This window comes from Spirulina subsalsa CS-330 (genome assembly GCF_028330765.1).
GTDB lineage: Bacteria > Cyanobacteriota > Cyanobacteriia > Cyanobacteriales > Spirulinaceae > Spirulina > Spirulina subsalsa_A.
Genome location: NZ_JAQMTY010000092.1, coordinates 1 through 20876 on the forward strand (window position 1 = coordinate 1; position 20876 = coordinate 20876).

Annotated in this window: 14 protein-coding genes and 1 pseudogene; 4 read left to right on the forward strand and 11 right to left on the reverse strand. The window is 54.2% G+C overall.

Annotation, left to right across the window (positions count from 1 at the left end; all coding sequences use genetic code 11):
• The 5 genes and pseudogenes from PN477_RS06065 to PN477_RS06085 all read right to left on the reverse strand — a co-directional run.
• A pseudogene (locus tag PN477_RS06065) lies at positions 1 to 237 on the reverse strand (hypothetical protein); the annotation flags it as partial.
• Between the two features lie 2 nt (positions 238 to 239).
• The gene (locus tag PN477_RS06070; RefSeq protein WP_272122129.1) at positions 240 to 1289 is read right to left on the reverse strand and encodes an AAA family ATPase; all 1050 of its coding nucleotides are present in this window, start codon (positions 1287 to 1289) and stop codon (positions 240 to 242) included.
• An 85-nt stretch (positions 1290 to 1374) separates the two neighbouring features.
• Entirely contained in the window at positions 1375 to 2190 is an 816-nt protein-coding gene (locus PN477_RS06075) for an ABC transporter permease (RefSeq protein ID WP_417158758.1), read from the reverse strand.
• A 59-nt stretch (positions 2191 to 2249) separates the two neighbouring features.
• On the reverse strand, positions 2250 to 3026 hold the full coding sequence (locus PN477_RS06080) for an ABC transporter ATP-binding protein (protein ID WP_272122125.1): 777 nt from the start codon (positions 3024 to 3026) through the stop codon (positions 2250 to 2252).
• A gap of 102 nt (positions 3027 to 3128) precedes the next feature.
• Complete coding sequence (locus PN477_RS06085) at positions 3129 to 4160, reverse strand: ABC transporter substrate-binding protein (RefSeq protein ID WP_272122123.1); 1032 nt, start codon at positions 4158 to 4160, stop codon at positions 3129 to 3131.
• Between the two features lie 310 nt (positions 4161 to 4470).
• Here PN477_RS06085 and PN477_RS06090 point away from each other — a divergent pair, with 310 nt between their 5' ends.
• Positions 4471 to 5040 carry a hypothetical protein gene (locus tag PN477_RS06090; RefSeq protein ID WP_272122121.1) on the forward strand — a complete coding sequence of 190 codons (570 nt, stop codon included), beginning with the start codon at positions 4471 to 4473 and terminating at the stop codon, positions 5038 to 5040.
• Positions 5041 to 5229: 189 nt separating this feature from the next.
• Positions 5230 to 6795 carry a hypothetical protein gene (locus PN477_RS06095; RefSeq protein ID WP_272122120.1) on the forward strand — a complete coding sequence of 522 codons (1566 nt, stop codon included), beginning with the start codon at positions 5230 to 5232 and terminating at the stop codon, positions 6793 to 6795.
• 41 nt (positions 6796 to 6836) lie between these two features.
• On the opposite strand, the gene PN477_RS06100 is transcribed toward PN477_RS06095, so the two are convergent.
• Positions 6837 to 8006, reverse strand: a complete 1170-nt coding sequence (locus PN477_RS06100) for a tetratricopeptide repeat protein (RefSeq protein WP_272147087.1) — start codon at positions 8004 to 8006, stop codon at positions 6837 to 6839.
• Between the two features lie 84 nt (positions 8007 to 8090).
• Between PN477_RS06100 and selD the strand changes: the two genes are divergently transcribed.
• Together selD and PN477_RS06110 are read left to right on the forward strand one after the other, a co-directional pair.
• A complete protein-coding gene (selD, locus tag PN477_RS06105) occupies positions 8091 to 10310 on the forward strand; it encodes a selenide, water dikinase SelD (protein ID WP_272122116.1) in 2220 nt (739 codons plus the stop codon).
• A gap of 147 nt (positions 10311 to 10457) precedes the next feature.
• Complete coding sequence (locus PN477_RS06110) at positions 10458 to 13358, forward strand: DUF4347 domain-containing protein (protein ID WP_272122114.1); 2901 nt, start codon at positions 10458 to 10460, stop codon at positions 13356 to 13358.
• Here the strand turns inward: PN477_RS06110 and PN477_RS06115 are convergent.
• The 5 genes from PN477_RS06115 to PN477_RS06135 all read right to left on the reverse strand — a co-directional run bounded on the left by PN477_RS06115 (position 13355) and on the right by PN477_RS06135 (position 20703).
• Complete coding sequence (locus tag PN477_RS06115) at positions 13355 to 14752, reverse strand: DUF3084 domain-containing protein (protein WP_272122112.1); 1398 nt, start codon at positions 14750 to 14752, stop codon at positions 13355 to 13357. The genes PN477_RS06110 and PN477_RS06115 overlap by 4 nt on opposite strands.
• Positions 14753 to 14844: 92 nt before the next feature.
• Positions 14845 to 15522, reverse strand: a complete 678-nt coding sequence (ntcA, locus tag PN477_RS06120) for a global nitrogen regulator NtcA (RefSeq protein WP_072622067.1) — start codon at positions 15520 to 15522, stop codon at positions 14845 to 14847.
• 152 nt (positions 15523 to 15674) lie between these two features.
• Positions 15675 to 17279: a B12-binding domain-containing radical SAM protein gene (locus PN477_RS06125; RefSeq protein WP_272122109.1), complete on the reverse strand. Its 1605-nt coding sequence runs from the start codon at positions 17277 to 17279 to the stop codon at positions 15675 to 15677.
• A 70-nt stretch (positions 17280 to 17349) separates the two neighbouring features.
• Entirely contained in the window at positions 17350 to 18501 is a 1152-nt protein-coding gene (locus PN477_RS06130; protein WP_272122107.1) for a hybrid sensor histidine kinase/response regulator, read from the reverse strand.
• Between the two features lie 144 nt (positions 18502 to 18645).
• On the reverse strand, positions 18646 to 20703 hold the full coding sequence (locus PN477_RS06135) for an ATP-binding protein (RefSeq protein WP_272122105.1): 2058 nt from the start codon (positions 20701 to 20703) through the stop codon (positions 18646 to 18648).
• Positions 20704 to 20876: the final 173 nt, after the last annotated feature.

Sequence of the window (20876 nt, forward strand, 5' to 3'; positions counted from 1 at the left end):
AACTTTCTTGGCTACTTCTTCAGCTAAATCTATCGTTTTTGTCCGCTGCTGCCGCCTGTAGTCTTTGACTTCAATCAACCATACAACCTGACCTTCAATCGCAATCAAATCAACCGCCTTAATCCCAGACCACATCTTAGCGAATTGATTGCGATAAAATGCCCATTCATCATATTTGCAAACGTTCCATAAAGGTGGAAACGTAAATATCAAGCCATCAACTTGAATCGTTGTCATACTCACACTCCACCCTGAATAAATCGATCAGATTGAATCAGTTCCTCATCCAGTGCGGTAATATCCCCAATCTCGTCGATTGTATCTCCCTGCTTAACTCCAACATGATCGCGGGAAAAATGTAGACCAAAGAAGCGAGAATCAATCTCAGCATTTTTTGGATCAGCTATCAAGATCTCAAGCTCGCGGAGTAGAAATAAGCTATGGGTCGCAAGAAATACTTGGATACCTGTTTTACTGAGGCTTACGATACTCTGGGCAACTTCTTTGATCAGCAGTGGATTGAGATTTGCTTCAGGTTCATCCCAAAACAGAAAACCGTGATCCATTAATGCTCCAGTGGCAATTAAACGCGCTAGCATGGCTAGTTTACGTTGACCTTCAGCAACCAGTGGCATCTCAAATTTACCTTGTGCATTTTCCAAATAGAAGCGCCCATTCTTATCTAACTTAATTGAGCCACCCATTGCTTTTTCAATCGGAACTAAAAGTTCTTGTATCCTTTTCTCGTTAGTCCCTCTTTGTAAAGGAGCACCTAGAAGTATACAAGTATCTCGCCAAGTCTCTTCAAATTCAAGATAATGACCCTCATATACTGAAACAAAGCTTGGAAAAATACTAAGCAATTCACGGGTTGGGAGATAAACCGGTGAATTTTCAAGCCAATTCTTTGGCACTTGATCTACTTGAACTTCCGTTTTACTGTTCGTCGAAAAACTAAATTCAAAATTGAATTTTTGGTCTTCAAATAAAAGTTGAATTTTACATCTCTCACGGCCTTGCTTTCGCCTGGCAAGTCGCCCTAGAGATTCAGGCCGAAAAACATTGACAAGTTTTTCAGCCAAACGAGTTTGCATGAGGGCTTTTGTGGGAGCACCGCTTGTTGGCTTACGACTTTCTTCCCAACTGGTTACCAGTGCTGAGTAAGCAATTTTAAGAATGTGTGTTTTTCCAGAACCATTTTCTCCAACAATCACGTTTAAATTTTTAGAAAATTGGAGATCTACACTGGAAAAAACTGTGAAGTTTTTAAGGTTTAAATTACTGAGCATAAGTCGGAAAAATGCATTGCTTTTCAGGGATCATGAAGACTAAAGCCATTAGCCAGTATAAGAAGATGAAATGGTTTTTGCAGGGTTAATTTTCCAGTTTAATCGCGCTTTCGTGCCAGTGTTTGAGGAGGGTGTTAGAGAGGATGGTTAAGAGGACGAAGATGCCGACACCGGAGAGGGTGATTAATAAGAGGGCGGCGAACATGCGGGGGATTTGGAGGTTGTAGCTGGACATGAGGATTTGATAGGCGAGGCCTGCTTTTGCGCCGCCGGTTCCGGCGACGAATTCCGCCACCACTGCGCCGATCAGGGAGAGGCCGCCGCTGATTTTGAGGCCGCCGAGGAAGTAGGGGAGGGCGCTGGGGAGGCGGAGATACCAGAGGGTTTGCCAGCGGGAGGCGTTGTAGAGTTTGAAGAGGTTGGCGAGGTTGTGATCGACGCTGTTGAGGCCGAGGGTGGTGTTGGAGACGATGGGGAAGAAGGCGACAATCCAGGCGCAGACGACTAATGCGCCGAAGGTGTTGTTGCGCATCCACATGATGATCAGGGGGGCGATCGCAGCGATCGGGGTCGTTTGTAAAATGACAGCGTAGGGGAAAAAGCTGCGTTCAATCCATTTACTTTGGGAAAATAACACCGCGATGAACAGACCCGACACGACCGCTGCTAAGAATGCACAGATCGTAATTTGTAAGGTGATCAGCAGGGAGGGCAGGAGCGTATTCCATTCTTCCCCTAGGGTTTTGAGGACTAAGAGGGGGCCGGGCAGGAGGTAGGGGGGCAGGCCGGTGATGCGGACGAAGAGTTCCCAGGCGACGAGAATGCAGATCCCAACGACGATCGGCGCGAGGACTTCGGGCGATCGCAGCCGTTGCCATGCGGTGGGGTCTGAAGTCTGCATCAAGCGTGGGGCAGGGGTGGGCGTGGGGCGGGGGGCTGTTTTTTGAGAAGTGGGCATGGTTAGAGACTCTCGGCATCCTGCATCGCAGTGTGTAGTTGGGCCGCTACGGCGCGGCAATGGTTGATGTATTCCGGGGAGGTGCGGAAGTCTTCATCGCGGGGGTAGGGGGCATCGATGGGGATTTCGGCATGGATGCGACCGGGACGGGGAGCCATTACCACCACCCGCTGCGAGAGGTACACCGCTTCGTAAATATTGTGGGTGACAAACACCACTGTCCAGCGTTTTTGTTGCCAAAGATGAAGCAGATCGCTGTTGAGCTTGCTGCGGGTCATCTCATCGAGGGCCCCGAAGGGTTCATCCATGAGCAGGACTTGGGGCGTTGTGACGAGCGATCGCGCGATCGACACCCGCATCCGCATCCCCCCGGATAATTCCCGTGGATAGGCCGATTCAAACCCTGCCAACCCCACGAGATTAATCACATCCTGGGCGGTGGCGCGGGCTTGGTTCGGTTTGGTTTTGTTCAGGGTCAAGGGTAGGCGCACATTGTCGAGCACCGTCGCCCAAGGCATCAGCGCCGCATCCTGAAAGACAAAGGCTAAATCCTGGGCTTGTTCGGGCCGATCCCAGTGAATGTTACCCGTTGAGGGTTGGCCCAATCCGGCAATCAACCGCAAAATCGTACTCTTGCCGCAGCCCGACGCGCCCACAAGGCTGACAAATTCACCAGGGGCGATCGCTAAATTGGCATCCTGAAGGGCGATCGTGCCATTGCGGTACACCTTCCCGACCTGCTGCAATTCCAGCACCCTGTTAGACGTTGTTGAAATCATCACATCACTACATTATTGATTATTGAGTTCAAAATTATCTCGTTCCAAAAACACAGCAATCCAACCCCAAACGCCGCCAATGATTGAGGGCGATCGCTTCTTCTAACCCAACGGCTTACCAATGAAATCCAAGGTAAACGCCTGAGTATAGTCCGTATCCGCTTTAAACACCCCCGCCCCGACCATGAACTCAAAAAAGTCCTGCCAACGTTCGGCGGTCATCACGCCAATACCCTGTTCAAGAGCATCCCCCGACAGCAAAATACCATGCTCTTTCAGCTTGGCAATCCCATAGGCGATCTGTTCGCTTGACATCTCCGGGTTCGCCTCCTGAATCAGCGCATTCCCCGGCTCTGGATTCTCCAGATAGCTATACCAGCCCTTAATCGAGGCATCCACAAACCGCTGCACCAGATCCGGATTACTCTCGACAATCTCGCGGCGCGTCTCGATCGTGGTGGCGTAGGGATTGTACCCCGAATCCGCCAAGAGCAACACCACCGGCTCAAAGCCCCCTTCTTGCTCAATTTTGAGGGGTTCTGAGGATAGATAGCCCTGCTGTGCCACATTTTTATCCGCTAAAAAGGGGCCAACGGTGAAGTTATAGGGGCGTTTTTGGTCATCGGTAAACCCATATTTAGACTTCAAAAAGGGCCAATAGGTATTATTCGCCGCCGCCGACACATAGATCGGTCGCCCCTTCAAATCGGCGAGGGACTCAATCCCCTGATCGGGATGGGCGATCAGGACTTGGGGGTCTTTTTGGAACATGGCGGCGACGGTGATTTTCGGAATCCCTTCTTCTACGCCTTTGATCACGTCCGTGGCATAGCCCATGAAAAAGTCCAGGGTTCCGGACATGAGTAATTGTGTCCCATTGGTTTGGGGGCCGCCCATTTGAATGGTCACATCAAGGCCGTGTTCTTCGTAAATGCCCGTGGCGACGGCTTGATAGAATCCCCCATGTTCGGCTTGGGCGTACCAATTCGTGCCGTAGGTGACCTGATCGAGGGTTTTGGCGGTCGGGGCATCGGAAGCGGCGGGGTCGGGGGATTGGCCACAGGATGTCATCATGCCGGAGGCAATCACCAGGGAGCTATATTGAAGAAATTGACGGCGTTTGAGGCTACTCATAGGGCGAATTGGGGAGCAAGAACGAAACAATATACAGAGACCAAAACGAAGTAACAGACTGAAACCATTGTGAGATGCTCGATCCCAGAACGGCGTTGTTGGTTCTAGACTATTTTAATGGTTGCTTTGATGGAGGGGGAAATGAGGCGGGGTGTGAGGAAATTTTTCAGCTGAACGGGTCTGGTGTGGGTGATTCGGCCTGGAGAGTATCCGCCAAAATTCTTAACGATTCATGGAGGAGAGGGAGATATTTGGTGGTTACGGTTAGAATGAGTACGACTTGCCTACTGATGAACATTTTGAGGAGTATATGGCAATGCGTTTACAGTCTCTCTTTTTAACCTTGGGTCTTGCGAGTGCTGGGATGGCAGCGATCGCACCCTCGGCCGCTGCTCAGTTGAGCACCGACACCATGAACGGTGCAGTGTATGAGTTGGCCGACAATCACGGGGACGGCATCAGCACCGATCCCAGCTACTACGATCCCATCTCCGCGCTCAATTTACTCTATGACCTGGAAGAAGATGGGTTGACCCGCAGCGGGTTTATCTGCAACAACAACCCCAGCATGGATTGCGGCGGCGAAATGTATGAAGTCCCTGAAGATCACATGATTCCGATGCCGGACTACATGAAGGACGATCTCACCAGCATGGAATGTATGAACAATGTTGACCCCACCTGCGGCAATCCGCGCCACTATGGGGTGTTCTACACCGATGCTCCCGAAGAACTGCCCCCCCTCACGGAGCGCACAGCGTCCCTCTGGGCCCAGTTGGAACAATCCTTAAGCGATCGCCCCGCCCCCACCGCTGCCCCCTTGCCCTCCACCCGCCCCGCTCCTGCTCCGGCTGCGGCTCCCATTCCCGGACTCTGGTAGATTCTCGCCGCCTTTGTGGGGCATCCGTTCCAGGATCGCCCATTGCATAACAGGCCCACAGGGATGTCGTTGCTGAAACGGCATCCCTGTTTAGGATCTAAAGACGCACAGGGGGGAGATTCCCTGATACAATCGTTGGCTGCTTCCTTTGCCGGAATGCGCCGATCCTCAATACCCTACGAGATTTTGATGCTAACGCTGTGGAAATCCCTCACGACTGACCCGAAGCGATCGCAGTTGATCGCCCTTGTGTTGTTCGTGGCCTTGGGACTGGTGGGCATTGTGAACCATGCGATGTGGCGCGATGAGCTTAACGTTTGGTTGATTGTGCGCGACAGTATGTCGCTGGCGGATTTTTTAGCCAACGTGAAATATGAAGGGCATCCGTTGCTTTGGTATTTGAGCTTGGCGGTGTTGAATCAATTCACCGATGATCCGGTGGTGATGCAGCTTTATCATCTCGCCTTGGGGGTTGGGTCGATGGTGTTACTGTGGCGGGCGGCTCCCTTTGCGCCCTGGCAAAAGCTGCTGCTGATGTTTGGCTATTACCCGTTTTATGAATATTTGCTGATCAGTCGCAACTATGCGATCGGGATGCTCTTTCTGTTCAGTTTTTGTGTGGCTTGGCCGACGCGCCGCCGCACCTATGGCTGGGTGGGGTTGTTTATTGCCTTGATGGCGAATTGCAATGCCTATGCGTTTTTTATCGGTTTTGCCCTGCTGGTGACCTTGGCGGTGGAATGGCTCAGTGATCCTAAGATTCGTGCCCAGAGTCGTGTGGGGGATCTCGTGGGCAGTGGGGCGATCGCACTCCTCGGCCTCGCCAGTGCGGCCTATGTGCTGATTCCGCCCGCCGACAGCGCCCTGCAAGGGGGATTGAGCCGCTGGTTCTTTCAATGGGATTGGCATCACTTGGGGCGATCGCTCTCCCGGATTTGGAGTGCCTATGTTGTGGTTCTTGTGCCGGGCGATTCTAAGGTGTTTGACGGGGTTTTGTTTGGCATTATCTCTTTGGGGCTATTGGGCTTTTTTGCGATCGCTCTCCTCAAACGTCCCGTTGCCCTCTTTTTCTACCTCTTCGCCTCCTTGGAAATCGTCACGTTCACCTATGTGAAATTCCTCGGTTCCCTCCGCCATTACGGCAGTTTATATTTAGTGTTGATCGCCGCTCTTTGGATTGCTGCTGACTGCACCGCCAGAAGCTCAGAAAAACTGCCGTTAAAAGTCCCCCTCACACCCCTTTATAAACGGGTTAAATCCCTGCAAAAACCTGTTTTCACGGTCATCCTCACCGCGCAATTCGTGGCAGGATTGATCGCCTACACCCGCGACTATATCACCCCCTTTTCCGCCAGCAAAGCCACCACCGCCTACATCCAACAGGAAAATCTTGATATGCTGTTTATGGTGGGCAGTCGTGACGCGAATATGGCCCCCATTTGCGGCTATTTAAACCGAAAAATGTACTATCCCGAACGCGGCGAATTGGGCAGTTTTACCCTTTTTAATTCCCAGCGTACCGAAGCAACTCCTGATCTCATTTTGGATCACGTTACCCAACTGCTCAAAGCCGGCAAACCCGAATTGCTCCTCGTTCTCAATGCCCCCCTAGCGGCCACCCGCCCAGAGTTAGCGATCGCACCCCTGGCCGAATTCCGCAACGGTTTAATTGGGGATGAACATTACTTCCTCTATCGGGTCAAGCTCGCCCGTGCTGCCACTCGCTTCCCCCCTATCCCTGTCCGGAGCGGCTGATCTGGCAACCACAGGCGATCGCAAGGATCTCACCCTGGAGATTAATCCGATCGCACGACTTCCAACAGGCCAAGGGTTTGTTGGAGGCTGATCAGATCGCCCGTGGCGGTGAAGAGGTCGATCGCGGTTTGGAGGTCAGCGATCGCCTTTTGTTGTTCGCCGAGATGGTAATAGGCCAAACCCCGGCCCCCGTAGGCGCGGGCAAATTGGTCATCTTGGGTAATGGCGACGGAAAAATCCGCCAGAGCATCCCGGTAGCGTTCCAATTCGGTGTAGGTTAAGCCCCGGTGATAGTAGGCATCGGTGAGGGTGGGATCGAGTTGGATCGCTTGGTTAAGGTCGGTGACGGCTTTCGTAAATTCGGCTTGTTCTAGGTAGGCTTTGCCCCGTTCTTGGTAGGCGATCGCATTGTCTGGATCAATCGCCAACGCCTCGTTAAAACTCTCCATCGCCACCTCCACATTCCCCAGGGCAATCCAGGCCATGCCCCGCTGATGGTAGGCGCGGAGTTGTTGGGGATCTTGGCGCAGAACTTCGTTAAAATCTGCGATCGCCCCCAGATAATCCCCCGCGGCCTGCTTCGTCGTGCCCCGTTGCAACAGGTCAGCTTGGGTTAAAGTCGGCAACTGCTCCAAATCCGTTAGGATCTGTCGCGCCGACTGCACCGCCTCAAAATCCTGATCCGCCAGGGCCAACTGTAACCCCCGTTCAAAATCCGCGATCGCCCCGGCAAAATCCCCCGTCGCCCGGCGCACATAGCCCCGATTGAAATAGGCCACCGCCACATCCGGATCAAGGCTCAAGGCGCGATCGAAATCCGCTAAAGCCGGTTCATACTGCCGTAGCCAAAAATGCGACGTGCCCCGATACAGATAGGCCGTGGCGTTGTTGGGTTCGAGGCGAATCACCGCCGCAAAATCGGCGATCGCTTGTGCGTAGTCTTCCATGTGAATCCAGATCATGCCGCGACTTTGGTAAGCGCGGGCATTGTTGGGGCTGCTGCGAATCGCCTCGTTGAGGGCTTCGAGCATCATCGGGTCGTAGTGGGCGATCTGGATCGGGGCCGTGGGGAGAGGGGCGGCGGCGTTCACCGTGGGGCTGGGTTGGGGGGCACGTTTGGCGATCGCCTCAGAGCCGATTAACAAACAAGCAGCTGTACCAAGGGTGAGGAGAATTGATTTCATGCTGAGTCGCAAAGAAAATAAGTGCATGGGGCCATTTTAGAATTGGGAAGCGTCGGGTTGGGGTGTCATCCCTAGCTGTGATGATTGCCCTAGTTCCCGGAACGTTCCCCCATGCTACAAATTGCTCAGTATCCGATCGTGAAAGACTTGGTGTTTATCGGCGGGGGCCATAGTCACGCGATCGCCCTCAAGTACCTGGCCATGAATGCGATCGCAGGCCTGCAACTCACCCTCATTTCCGACTGCATCGACACCCCCTATTCCGGAATGCTGCCGGGCCACGTCGCCGGAATTTATGATCACGACGATGCCCATATTGACCTCTACAGCCTTGCCCAGCGGGCCGGAACGCGGTTTTATCACGGCCAGGCGATCGGGCTGGATCTAGAACAGAATCACATTCTTTGTGCAGACCGTCCCCCTGTCCGGTTTGATCTGCTCTCCATCGATATCGGCAGCACCCCCCAAACCGCCACCGTTCCCGGTGCAGCCGCCCACGCCATCCCCGCCAAACCCGTCCCTCAATTTCTCGCGGCGTGGCACGCCCTCCTCGACGCAATCCGCCGCCAACCGGATCGATTGTGGCGACTGGTGATCGTGGGGGGCGGTGCGGGCGGGGTGGAATTGGCGATTAATTTAGATACACGGTTGCGGCAAATTCTCCCCACCACCCAGTTTCAGATTACGGTGATCCATCGGGGCGATCGCTTGATGACCGGCCATCATCCCCGCGTGGCGCGATTGATTGAAACGGTGCTGAAAGAGCGACGGATTCAGGTGCATTGTGGTGAAACGGCGATCGCAGTGGAGCGGCAGCAGGTGCGCTGTGAGTCGGGGTTAACGGTGGCTTGCGATCGCACCATCTGGGTCACCCAAGCCGCCCCCCCGGACTGGATCAGCGCATCGGGCCTACACACCGATGAGCGCGGCTTTATCCTCGTTCACGACACCCTCCAAAGCACCTCCCATCCTCAGGTTTTCGCAGCGGGGGACATTGCGACGATCGCCCGCCATCCCCGCCCCAAAGCCGGTGTTTTCGCCGTCCGTCAGGGGTTGCCCTTGGTGCAAAATTTACGCCGCGCCCTCCAAGGGGAACCCCTCAAGCCCTATCGCCCCCAAAAAACCTATCTCGCCCTGATTGGCACGGGAGATCGGCAGGCGATCGCGTCTTGGGGGCCGTTCAGTGGGCGATCGCCTTGGTTCTGGCGTTGGAAAGACCACATCGATCGCGCCTTCATGGCTCAATTCCGCGACCTTCCCCCGATGCTTGACCCCCCTAAAACCGCCCTACCGCTGCCCCCACAACATCCCACCATGTACTGCTCCGGCTGCGGCTCAAAAGTGGGCGCAACGGTGTTAAAAGCCGTCTTGCCACGTCTCCAGATTCCCCCCCATCCGGCGGTACTCGTCGGTCTCAACAGCCCCGATGATGCCGCTATTAGCCGCCTCCCCCCGAAAACCCATCTCGTCCAAACCCTCGACCACTTCACCAGCCCAATCACCGATCCCTATCTCTTTGGCAAAATCATGGTGAATCATGGTCTCAGTGACCTGTGGGCGATGGGGGCCACGCCGCAGACGGTGCTAGCCGGGGTGACGATCCCTTACGGAGTGGCTGCGGTGACGACGGAAACCCTCTATCAGGTACTCTCCGGTGTTGTTGCCGCCCTCAAACCCACCGGGGCGACCTTGGTGGGGGGGCATACGACAGAGGGCGATCGCCTCACCCTCAGCCTCACCAGCCAAGGTTATCTTGCCCCCCATACGGCGTTGCGGAATCAGGGGGTGCGGGATGGGGATGTGTTGATTCTGACGAAAGCGATCGGCACGGGAACCCTGTTTGCGGGGTATGAACGGGGCCGAACGCCCGGCCGCTGGATCGCTGCCATGGTGGACGCGATGACCCAATCTAATCAAGCCGCTGTGCCGATTGTGCGCCAATGGGGAGCGACGGCCTGCACGGATATCAGCGGCTTCGGCTTGGTGGGGCATCTGCTAGAAATGCTAGAGCACAGTGACCTCGGTGTGATGCTCAACGGGGCGGCGATTCCCTGCCTAGAGGGGGCACAACAGACGATCAACCAAGGGATCACCAGTTCTCTCCAGGGTCAAAACCTCGCAGCTGCTCCAACGGTTGCCGGATCGCCTACGGCTCCGATTTATCCTCTCCTCTTTGACCCCCAAACGGCGGGGGGCTTGTTGGTGGCGCTGCCCCGCGATCGCGCTTCGGACTGTCTCGCGGCCCTGCGCCATGCTGGGTATGATGATGCGGGGGCGATCGCCCAAGTCGTGCCCCGCGCAGAATTAACCGCCCCGATCCAACTCATCTAATCCCCGCCCGCTGACTCTGTCCGCCAATATGCTGAAAATCCCCTTCAAAAAAACAAATATTGTTATGTACCTCCCGAACGAGGGGCAGACTGATTATAGTAGTGTTGTATTTTGGCTAACCCAAGCGAAGCGTGACGGAGAGAATGCATGAACACCGCAACCTTAATTAACCGGAGTTTGAGCAACCGCACGGGTCAAGGCATGCTCGTCATCTTAGATGCGGCTGTTCCCCATCGCTCGCACCTCGAAGCCGGGCTGCTGCCGGGTGCAACCCTCCTCACCCTCGATCGCGATCGCGACGGGATCGCCCAAATTACCGACTATCTCCGCGCCCATTCCGGCTTCACCAGTCTGCACCTGATCAGCCACGGTGCGCCCGGCCGTCTCGACCTCGGCTCTGCCTGGGTTGATCGTGACAGCCTCGCACAGTATCAAGACGCGCTCGCCTCTTGGCGCACCGCATTTTCCGATCGCTTTGAATTGCTCCTCTACGGCTGTCAAGTGGGCCACGGTGCGATCGGGCGCGATTTTGTGGAGCAATTGGGACAAATGACGGGGGCGATCGTCGCCGCTAACCCTAGCTATACCGGCTCATCTAACCTCGGCGGCACTTGGAACCTCTCCACCCAAACCGCCCCCATTCAAAGCGCGATCGCGATCGCCCCCGCCACCCAAATCACCTACTCCGCCCTTCTCGCCACCTACACCGCCGCCAACGCCTCAGAATTAATCGCAGCAATTAATACCGCCAATGGCACCATAGGAGTAGCCGACACAATCGAGTTAACAGCAGGTAGCACCTTTGACCTCACCACTGTAGAATTCTCCGACCTCAATGGTTTTGGATTCGGGCCCACCGGCTTACCTCTGATCACAGATGAAGGGGGGGGATTAATTATTAGAGGGCTCGGCGGCAGCCGCAGCACCATCCGGCGCACCGGGAGCACAAATTTTCGGATTTTCTCCGTCTATGATGGCGGTGTCGTGCGCTCTAGCTCTACTCCTACCTTGACTCTAGAAAACGTCATTGTTTCGGGAGGACGTGCCGTTTTTGATAATAACTTCAGTTTGGGTGATGATGGTGCGGGCATCTTGAATATTGGCGGTAGTGTTCTCATCAAAAACTCCTCTATTCAAGGCAATACCGCCGATGATGATGGGGGCGGCATCCTCAACGCCAGCACCAATCAAAACGGCGCAATTCTCACCATTGAAGATAGTGAAGTCACGAATAACACCGTCACAGGCTCAGGGTCAGGAAATGATGGCCTCGATGACGGGGGAGCCGGGATTGCCAGTGATTCCAGCGCCAGTAGTGGAGGCCAGGCCGCTTCATTAACATTAACGAACGTAACGGTTACTGGTAACACCGCAACGACAGGCAGTGGCGGCGGAATTCAGGTTGCTGATGGGGGATCGATCTCCCTGGAGCAGGTGTCAATTACAGGCAACAATAGTGCCAATTTTGGGGCAGGGATTGCCTTTGGGGATACTAACGTTCCCATCACCATTACTAAAATTGTTAACTCGACGATCAAAAATAACGCCGGTAATGGTCAAGATATTCAATCCTCATTTCATGCGAGTGGGATTGGAGTTGCACCGGTAATTCCCTCCGGAGCCAATTTGGTGGGAAATGATATTCCTACAACAGCGACGGCAACTTCTGGGTCTAACATTCCTGGTATTCCCGAAAATCCGGTTAATCCTACGGTGTTAGTTAATCGCACCGATAACAGTAGCTCAACACGGATTAATGATGGTGACACGATTACGATTACGGTAGAAGCCGGTGCAACGCTACTTCCCTTCGCGTTTCGGATTCGTAATGGTGGACAAAATGACCTTGACCTGACAACACTTCCCACCTCGTCTAACAACACTGACTTCATATTTACCCTTGACACTCCCGCGTTTTTAGACCCGCTCCCCGGCACTAACACGGTAGCGAATGGAGGATTTGAAGACTACAGTGTTTTACTGAGTGGAAGTGCTACAGCGGCTGATGTGGGGAAATCCTACTCTACGGATATTACGTTTACAGTCAATGATCCAGCAAACGTAAATGGGTTGGAATCAGGAACATCGGATGGGATTTTTAATTTCACCTTGATTACGCAAGTGGTTGAAGGCCCTGTGGTTGAGTCATTCTTGAGTTTTGATTCGACAAACAAGGTCTTTACCACCGGTGCTGGGGATGGAAATAACGTTAAACTGACGGTTGCGAAGTCACCAGCAGGCAGCTTAATTAATGATCTTAAAATCACCTATTTAGATGCTGCCGGAAATGTGGATAGTCAACTGTTTTCGGTGCTGACGCAAGGTGAATTACCCAATGGCTTTAGTGCAGGCTTGCAAACATTTATCTTAGACAATGTGAATAATGCGAGCTTTGTCGGCGGTGAGCAATTCATGATTGAAGTGAATGGTGCAAGTTATGCGACTCAGGTGTCTGGGAGTAACGGTGTCTTTAACCTAGCCTTTGATAGCAACAGTGACGGTGTTTTTAACGATTTTGACTTGCAGCTTCAGATTGAACAGGTTAATGAATTGATTCCGCGTGGGGTAGGAACTACACAAGCGAATGGGTTAGAGGTGATTGATCTTTTAAGTGTTGGGGGCAATCGCACCGCGACGTTTAATTTGTTCCGGGAGGCGACGTTTAATAATACGGTGGGGCTGTATCGGATTGATGGTGTGAATGGGGCAGTGAATGGGGTGTTGCCGGGGGCGGCGGGTTATGCGCGGGAGGCGATCGCTAATCGGGTGTCTGGGATTAATTTGGCGGTGGGCAATGGTGCGACGGCTAGCGCGAGCGGCAATTTAACGGGTGGGGCGTTGTATGCGCCGTTTATCATCGTGGATTCAAGCGTGGATGCTTATCTTTCCGGTGGGGGGGGTGAGGCGTACTTTAGCTATGCGTCGGCCAATGCGGATGGGGCGGATCATGTGATCCTGTTGGGGAATAATACCTTTGGGTTTGAGGATCTCGTCGGTGGGGGCGATCGCGACTTCAACGACCTGATTTTCCAAGTGGATATTGTCTAAGACGGGGCCGTCCGAAACACCAATTCCCCATTCCGGAAGACTAAGAGATCAATGCTCAACGGCCCGGCGGTGTAGGTGTCGGTGCTGACCACGGCTTGAATCTGTTCAAAGGGTTGGCGCGTATTTTCGAGCCATTCGACGAAGCTGGCAAAGGTGCGCACAGAACCGTCACCAATTTGAATATCGCCAATCACCCCCGAACGCCTCGCCCGGAATTGGGCAGCGGCGAGGAGGGTGTCGAGTCGGGCGCGGACTTGGGGGGTGGTCATCTCATCCGAATCGACGGAGACGGTGGCGATCACCTGTTGGGCGACAAAAATTTGTTGATTGGGGACGGCATCGGCAAAGACGAGGACGGCTTCTTCTTGTTCGACAAAATTGCCCGCTGAGAGGATGCGCACCACATAGTCTTGCCCGTCTTGGATTTGGGCAGCGAGTTGGTTGACTTGGGCTTGGCTGATCTGGACGACGCGATCGCTCACCGTGTCGCTATTAAACGGGCGCGTCGCTTCGATCGCCCGCCGATTCGCTTGGCTGAGGAGTTGATCGATGGCGAGATAGGCACTATTGGGGTCGACAATGCGCAGCACCGCATAGCTGAGGACTTCGCCCCGCACGAGGGCGACATTGCCCTGGCGCAGGGCTTGGTAGTCTTGGTAGAACTGCTCTAGGGTGGCGACTTCTTCGCGGAGAAAGTTGAGTTGGCGGGTGAGGTCGTCGAGGGTGGCTTCGCGATCGCTCACCACCTGATCCCGTTGGGCAATTTCACCATCAAGCTCCTGAATCATCCCGTCGCGGCGGCCAATTTCGGATTGGAGGCGGCTCTGTTGGGCTTGGAGGACGCGAAACTGAATCGCCCGTTGGCGCAGGACTTGGTCTTGGCTGGCGATGCGATCGTCGCGATCGCGCACCTGTTGCTGGAGGCGGGGAATCTGACCGAGGAGGCGTTCTCGTTGTGTCCGCAGAATCTCCACTTCCGTGCTCAGGCGTTTCGCCTGGGCCCTCATACTCGCATAGCGGCGCTGCACCTCACGGAAACTGCGTTCGGTGCGGTTCCGTTCTCGCTTTGCATTGTCCAGTTCATCGGTAATACTAGCCCGTTCCGCACTAAGGTCATTGAGGTTACTTTGGGCAATCCGCAGTTGCCGCCGGATCGCGTCGAGGCGAAACACGCCATCCCGCAACGATTCACTGAGGACAAACAGGATAATCAGGCTCAGGGCTGAAATGGAAACCCCGGTGATCACGGTGATGACTGTCGCGGTATTCCGAGGGCGAAGCTTGAACAGACGCAGGCGGGCTTTACCAACTTTCGTACCGATACGATCGCCCAATACTGCCAGAATTCCTCCCAACAGCAAAACGGCGACAATAAGGACGTAAGCACTGGTCATTACGAATGCGATTCACAACAGGGATAGGATGCACTGATACCCTACCAAACAATCATCGTTTTAGCGGATTTTTAGGGATTGCGATCGCAGGATCAGGTGAATTGTTGACTCAGGGCCACCGGATTATGAACCGTAATTTTCTTCTTGTGGATTGAAATCATATCCTCTTGGCGTAAATCCCCCAACAGGCGCGTCACCGTCACACGGGTTGAGCCAATGGCTTCAGCGATCGCTTGATGGGAGAGCTTGAGATCAATCCGAATCCCTTCGGGAGTGGGTACACCAAAATCCCGGCAGAGAATCAACAAAAAACTAACGAGCCGCGACCCCATATCCCGATGGGCGAGGGTTTCAATCATCATCTCCGTTTGGAGAATGCGCGAGGAGAGGCCCTGCAACATCAGCATCGAGAGTTCAGGGTTTTCCTTGAGGGATTTTTGCACCTGATCAATGGGTGCAGAGAGTAATTCGACGGGAGTAAACGCGACGGAATGGTAGAACCGATCCGAATGTTGCCCAGTGATGAGTGACAACACACCAAAGACGCTATTTTCTCGCAGGAGCGCGACGGTAATTTCTTCGCCCGCTTCATACACCCGCGAGAGTTTGACCGCTCCTTTGAGGAGGAAATAGACCCGTTCAGCCGGATCGCCCGGAAAAAAGATCGTCTTTCCGCGCTCAAAGCTTTCTACCACAGGCGGAAACACTCCCCCGCCTACTTGACGAAACACGGAAATCAACGATTTTTCTTGCGGAAAAGAAAGTTCCATTACCACTTCATGAGTTGATGATGAGCGATGACAAATTGTGGGAGGGACTGTCTTGATTCCCGTCACATCTTGGATCACTAAATTTTTTCAGACTTTAGTATAGATGCTTTCAACCTAGCATGTCGCCATTCGTTCGCCAATGTGGTCGGTTTTCAGAAGAGGGATTCGGCGGCAGCGCAGTGTTTTTTAAGGGTGTCGAGGGGGAGAGGGCCGTGGAGGTGGTGCCAGGGGAGGATACGATCGCGATCCCAAGTGTCATGCACCGTATCCGTCAGGGGGGGCAATGTGCCGCGTAGGGTTTTAAAGGCCCGTTTATAGCTTCCCACAGAATCGCCATAATCGCGGGTTAGTTCCAATAAGGGCGTGAGGCGGCGATCGCCCCGCGCTAAGAGGGCTTGAATCACCGACCAATTGTAACTTTCGGGCCGAAAATCGAAGCCCTGCGATCGCAACCCCTTTTGCAACCCCTTTAAGCGTTTTTGGCTGTCGGGATTCACCCCGTACCATTGAAAGGGCGTGTGGGCTTTGGGGACAAAGGTGCTACAGCCGAGGGTGAAGCGCAGGCGGGGGGCGGTTTTTTTCAAGGCCTGGGCCATGGCGATCGTCGCCTCCACATCCGCCGCCGTTTCCCCCGGTAGCCCCACCATCCCGTAGAACTTGATCGCCTTCAGTCCCCCCGTGGCGGCATTGGCGGCGGCCTGTTGAATTTCGGCGTTGGTGAGTTTTTTATTGATAATTTCCCGTAGCCGTTCGGAACCACTTTCGACGGCGATCGTAATCGATCGCGTATCTCGTGCCGCCAAGGTTCGCGCCAACTGTTCCGTTACCGTGTTCGTCCGCACTGAGGCAATACTTAACCGCACATCAGCATAGGCCGGGCGGCTGAGGTAGTCCAAGAGGGTGCTAAATTCCGGGTGTTGCGTCACCGAAGCCCCCAACAGACCGAGGCGGCGCGTCACCTGCAAGCCCTGCTCAATGGCGGGAATCAGCGACCCGGTGAGATCCGCCGTCCGAAACGGCAAGGTGAGATAACTCGCCAGGCAAAAGCGGCACATTTCCGGGCAACTGCGCACCACTTCCACCATATAGATATTTTCCCAGGCGGCGTTTTCGGTGACGACGGTGGAGGCGGAAAGGGTATTACTGCGGTAGGTTTGTTTTTCAATAATGGCAGGAATATCGGGATCAATGGGGGCGATCGCAGCAATCGGCCCATCGGGTTCGCTGTAGGTGACGTGGTAGAGGCTGGGGATGTAGAGGCCGGGCACTTGGGCGAGGTGGCGCAGTTGGGTGGCGCGATCGCACCCCCGCACCGCCTGATAGGCAGCGATGAAGGGATCAAGCACCGCCTCCCCATCGCCGAGCAAAATCACATCAAAAAACGCCGCAAAGGGTTCCGGGTTCGCCGTCAACACCGGCCCCCCACCAAACACGAGGGGATGGGAATTGTCCCGCTCCGACCCATGGAGGGGAATCCCCAACCGTTCCAACATTGTCAAAATATTGCCGTAGTCCAACTCCCAGGACAGGGAAAACCCCACCAGTTCCGCCGCCGAGGGTAACGGCTCCTGCACATCCAAAAAATACCGCCGCACATCCACATCCGATCGCAGCGCAAAACTGGCCCACACCAACTGATAGCCGAGGCTGGTGATTCCGATCGTGTAGTCATTGGGGAAGGCGAAGATCAGCGCGATCGCATCATCATCGGGGGGTTGGGGCGTAAAGAGGAGACGTTCTTGATCGAAGGGGGACATGGGCAAGGAAAGGACAAGGGGAAGGGGGCGCGATCGCCCCCCGTAAAGACATCCTAACCCGCCTCAACCCTTAGGGTGTGGCCCCAGACTCGGCCGCCACGGTGGGGAAAGTGATCTGAATCCGTGTGCCTTTGTGGAGATCGCTGGTGATTTGCAGGGGAGCGTTGCCCAACTCCGCAATTTTGTAGATAATGCGTAGCCCCAGGCCAACCCCTTGCTGCTCATAATGTTGACGGTCAAACTGTACCAAAGCGTCGATCCGTTGCAGTTGTTCGGGGGTCATGCCGCGCCCTGCATCCTGAACGGTGAGGGTGACCGCATCGGGTTGGGGATCAATGGTGATCTGAATGGGCTGGCCGTGTTCAGAAAATTTACAGGCATTATCGACTAATTCTGTTAAGAGAATCATAAAATAACGTTCTGAAAAGGGAATATCTTGTTCAGGACAAACCAGGGTTAAATCCGCAGTGCGCTCGGCCCGGCGCACGCGGTCTTGGATATGACCTCTCAGCAGAGCCAAGTTAAAACCAGAATCATCAAGCGACAAGGGTTTTTGATAGGTGGATGCCAGTTCTAATTCAAGGTAAACGAGAAATTTATTCGTTAAATGTTCGAGACGACAGGCCGATTCATGAATCCAACCGAGGAGTTCTTCAATCTCACTCGGTTCCATATTGGCGAGGTCGTAGCGGAGTAGATCGAGGGTTCCGAGAATCCCATTGAGGGGGGTGTTGAGTTCGTGGGATAGACTGCGGGCTAAGTTGCCGCGCAATTCATGGAGGGTTTTTTTGAGGAGTTGAATGGTTTGTTCTTGAACTTGGGAAAATTCTTGAATTTGGTCGTATTGGGCTTTGATTCTTAGCAGTGATTGCACCCTAGCGCGGAGTTCGAGAGCATTCACAGGTTTACTAATGAAGTCATTAGCCCCGGCATCTAAACATTGCGCCAAGTCTTTTTTACTGTCTAACGCTGTTACCATCATAATCGGAACATTTGACCAGCGGGCCATACTTTTGATCCGGCGACAGGTTTCAATGCCATCTAGTTCTGGCATCATCACATCTAATAAAATGAGGCCCGGATTTAAGATCGGTAACGCATTAATGGCGGCTTGACCATTGGGTGCGTAATGAAGTTGATACTCTTGATGTTCGAGGAGGGCTTCAATGACATCAAAGTTATCGGGTTCATCATCAACAATGAGGATCGTGGTATTGTGCATTGCCTGCTAAGTCTCGAATGGTGGATGGTTTTGTGATTACACCCTTTCTTAACTTATCAAGCTTTGTAGACTCTGATCAGGATGAATGGGGCGCGATCGCAGGCCAGGCAACTCCTGCCGACCATCACAGCGCGATCACCGCCCTCAGGACGATGCCACCGCGAGAAGACCCTCAATCGTGCTGATCAGATGGCGGAGGCGCACGGGTTTACTTAGGTAGGCGTTGGCTCCGGCGGCGAGGCAGCGATCGCGATCGCCCGCCATCGCCAAGGCCGTCAACGCAATGATCGGCACATTCGCCAGGGTGGAATGTTGGCGAATCTGTTGCATCGCTGCCAAGCCATCCATCTCCGGGAGTTGAATATCCATCAAAATCACGTCGGGCGGTTCGGCTTTGGCGATCGCGATTGCTTCGAGTCCCGTTTTTGCCACCCGCAACTGATAGCCCTTCGCCGGCAAATAGCCCAACAGGGTCATGATGTCGGCTTCGTTGTCTTCGACTAAGAGAATGAGCGGGGCTTTGTTCGTCGCAGCGGCGAGGAGGGTCTCGACCATTGAGGGGGGAGGCACGGGGGCAGGGGTGGCCAATCGAACCGGCAGCGTCAGGGTAAAAGCACTCCCCTGGCCCAATGCGCTGGCGATCTGAAGGTCTCCCCCGTGGGACTCCACAATCCCGCGCACAATTGACAACCCCAGTCCTAGGCCCGTCTGTTGCCGTTTTGGGTTCAGTTGGGTGAAGGGTTGCAAAATGGTGTCGCGGTGCTCCGGTGCGATGCCGATGCCGGTGTCGCTGACGGTGATTTGGAGGCAATGATCCGGGTCATCGGGTTGGGTGGGGGCGGGGGTCAGGGGGCGGAGTTCGTGGACGGTGAGGGTGATGGTTCCGGCGGGGGGTGTAAACTTCACCGCATTGGTGAGGAGGTTGATCAAGACTTGCCGGATGCGTCGTTCATCGAGCAGGACGGGGGGCAGGTTGGGCGGCAGTTGTAGATCAAGCTGAAGTTCCTTGGCGTAGGCCTGTTGTTGAACGATGGTCAGGCTCTGACGACAGAGGGACGCGATCGCTGTCGGGGCGACGGTGATCTCCATCTGCCCAGATTCAATATTGGCCAGATTCGGAATATCTTCAATCAGGGAGAGCAGATGCTGACTACTCTGGGCGATTGCCTCCAAGGCTCGGCTCTGGATCGTGTTGATCGGGCCAAACACCTGATCCTGTAATCCCTGCATCATGCCAAGAATGGCACTCATCGATGTGCGCAATTCATGACTGATATTGCTCAGCACCTCATTTCTCAGCCCCGTGCTTCGCAGCAGTTGGGCGTGCATCGCTTGCAGTTGTTGTTCTGCGAGTTTGGGCTTGCGAATATCCCGCGCAATCAGCGATGTGCCGATGATCTGCTGCTCGGAATTGCGCAGGGGCGAGAGCGTCACCGATACCGCGATCGCCTCACCATCCCGATGATAAAACGTCGTTTCTAACCCCTGCAATGCTTCGCCCTGAAGAACGGCATTGACCAACGTGGGTTCTGCCCCCCACCCCTGCGGCCCCAGCACAATCCCCAAGGATTGATTGATCATCTCCTGTTCCGAGTAGCCGAAAAGGTGTTCCGCTTGGGGATTCCAGGTGTCAATCGTGCCATCAAGGGCCTGGGTGATGATCGCATCATTGGAAGAGGTGACAACCGCCGCTAAACGCTCTGAACATTTTGCCGCCAACCGGAGATCAAGCTGCCGCATCGCAAGACGACTGAGGGATTGAAGATGTTCGATCTGTTCTGAGTTTAGGGTTTTCGGGGCATAGTCAATCAGGCAGAGGGTTCCTAGGATCAGCCCCTCTCTAGTGCGCAGCGGAGCACCTGCATAAAACCGAATATGGGGGGGTTGGGTGACCAGGGGATTATCACAAAAGCGGATGTCTTCGGTGGCATCGGGGATGATGAGCATCGTGCCACTGGCCACCACATGACCACAAAACGAAATATCACGCGCTGTTTCGGTCACATCCAAACCCACCCGTGATTTAAACCATTGCCGATTGAAATCAACCAAGGAAATCAGCACTGTGGAGGAACCACATAAAACGCTGGCTAAACGGGTGATGTCATCATATTCCACTTCGGGCAATGTATCGAGAATCCGATATCGTCGTAGGGCTGCCAGACGCGCAGTTTCATTGAGGGGAATAGGTGCTTTCTCCATTCTGGTTATCAATGTATTGCTACACTCGATCCATTAATTATGATACTAAAACTATGGGGTGGATCTCAGTTAGGCAACCTTGAACCCACCCCACGCTACCGCGCACCCCTCTCAAAAGGAGATGTATTTTAAAGACTAACTCCCAGCAGGGGTAATGGTGGGTGATCTGAAAC

What these genes read in the sequence shown, in the direction of transcription:
- PN477_RS06070 (WP_272122129.1), bottom strand. Translation starts at nt 1,289, where the DNA reads ATGCTCAGTAATTTAAACCTTAAAAACTTCACAGTTTTTTCCAGTGTA.
- PN477_RS06075 (WP_417158758.1), bottom strand. Translation starts at nt 2,190, where the DNA reads ATGCAGACTTCAGACCCCACCGCATGGCAACGGCTGCGATCGCCCGAA.
- PN477_RS06080 (WP_272122125.1), bottom strand. Translation starts at nt 3,026, where the DNA reads ATGATTTCAACAACGTCTAACAGGGTGCTGGAATTGCAGCAGGTCGGG.
- PN477_RS06085 (WP_272122123.1), bottom strand. Translation starts at nt 4,160, where the DNA reads ATGAGTAGCCTCAAACGCCGTCAATTTCTTCAATATAGCTCCCTGGTG.
- PN477_RS06090 (WP_272122121.1), top strand. Translation starts at nt 4,471, where the DNA reads ATGGCAATGCGTTTACAGTCTCTCTTTTTAACCTTGGGTCTTGCGAGT.
- PN477_RS06095 (WP_272122120.1), top strand. Translation starts at nt 5,230, where the DNA reads ATGCTAACGCTGTGGAAATCCCTCACGACTGACCCGAAGCGATCGCAG.
- PN477_RS06100 (WP_272147087.1), bottom strand. Translation starts at nt 8,006, where the DNA reads ATGCACTTATTTTCTTTGCGACTCAGCATGAAATCAATTCTCCTCACC.
- selD (WP_272122116.1), top strand. Translation starts at nt 8,091, where the DNA reads ATGCTACAAATTGCTCAGTATCCGATCGTGAAAGACTTGGTGTTTATC.
- PN477_RS06110 (WP_272122114.1), top strand. Translation starts at nt 10,458, where the DNA reads ATGAACACCGCAACCTTAATTAACCGGAGTTTGAGCAACCGCACGGGT.
- PN477_RS06115 (WP_272122112.1), bottom strand. Translation starts at nt 14,752, where the DNA reads ATGACCAGTGCTTACGTCCTTATTGTCGCCGTTTTGCTGTTGGGAGGA.
- ntcA (WP_072622067.1), bottom strand. Translation starts at nt 15,522, where the DNA reads ATGGAACTTTCTTTTCCGCAAGAAAAATCGTTGATTTCCGTGTTTCGT.
- PN477_RS06125 (WP_272122109.1), bottom strand. Translation starts at nt 17,279, where the DNA reads ATGTCCCCCTTCGATCAAGAACGTCTCCTCTTTACGCCCCAACCCCCC.
- PN477_RS06130 (WP_272122107.1), bottom strand. Translation starts at nt 18,501, where the DNA reads ATGCACAATACCACGATCCTCATTGTTGATGATGAACCCGATAACTTT.
- PN477_RS06135 (WP_272122105.1), bottom strand. Translation starts at nt 20,703, where the DNA reads ATGGAGAAAGCACCTATTCCCCTCAATGAAACTGCGCGTCTGGCAGCC.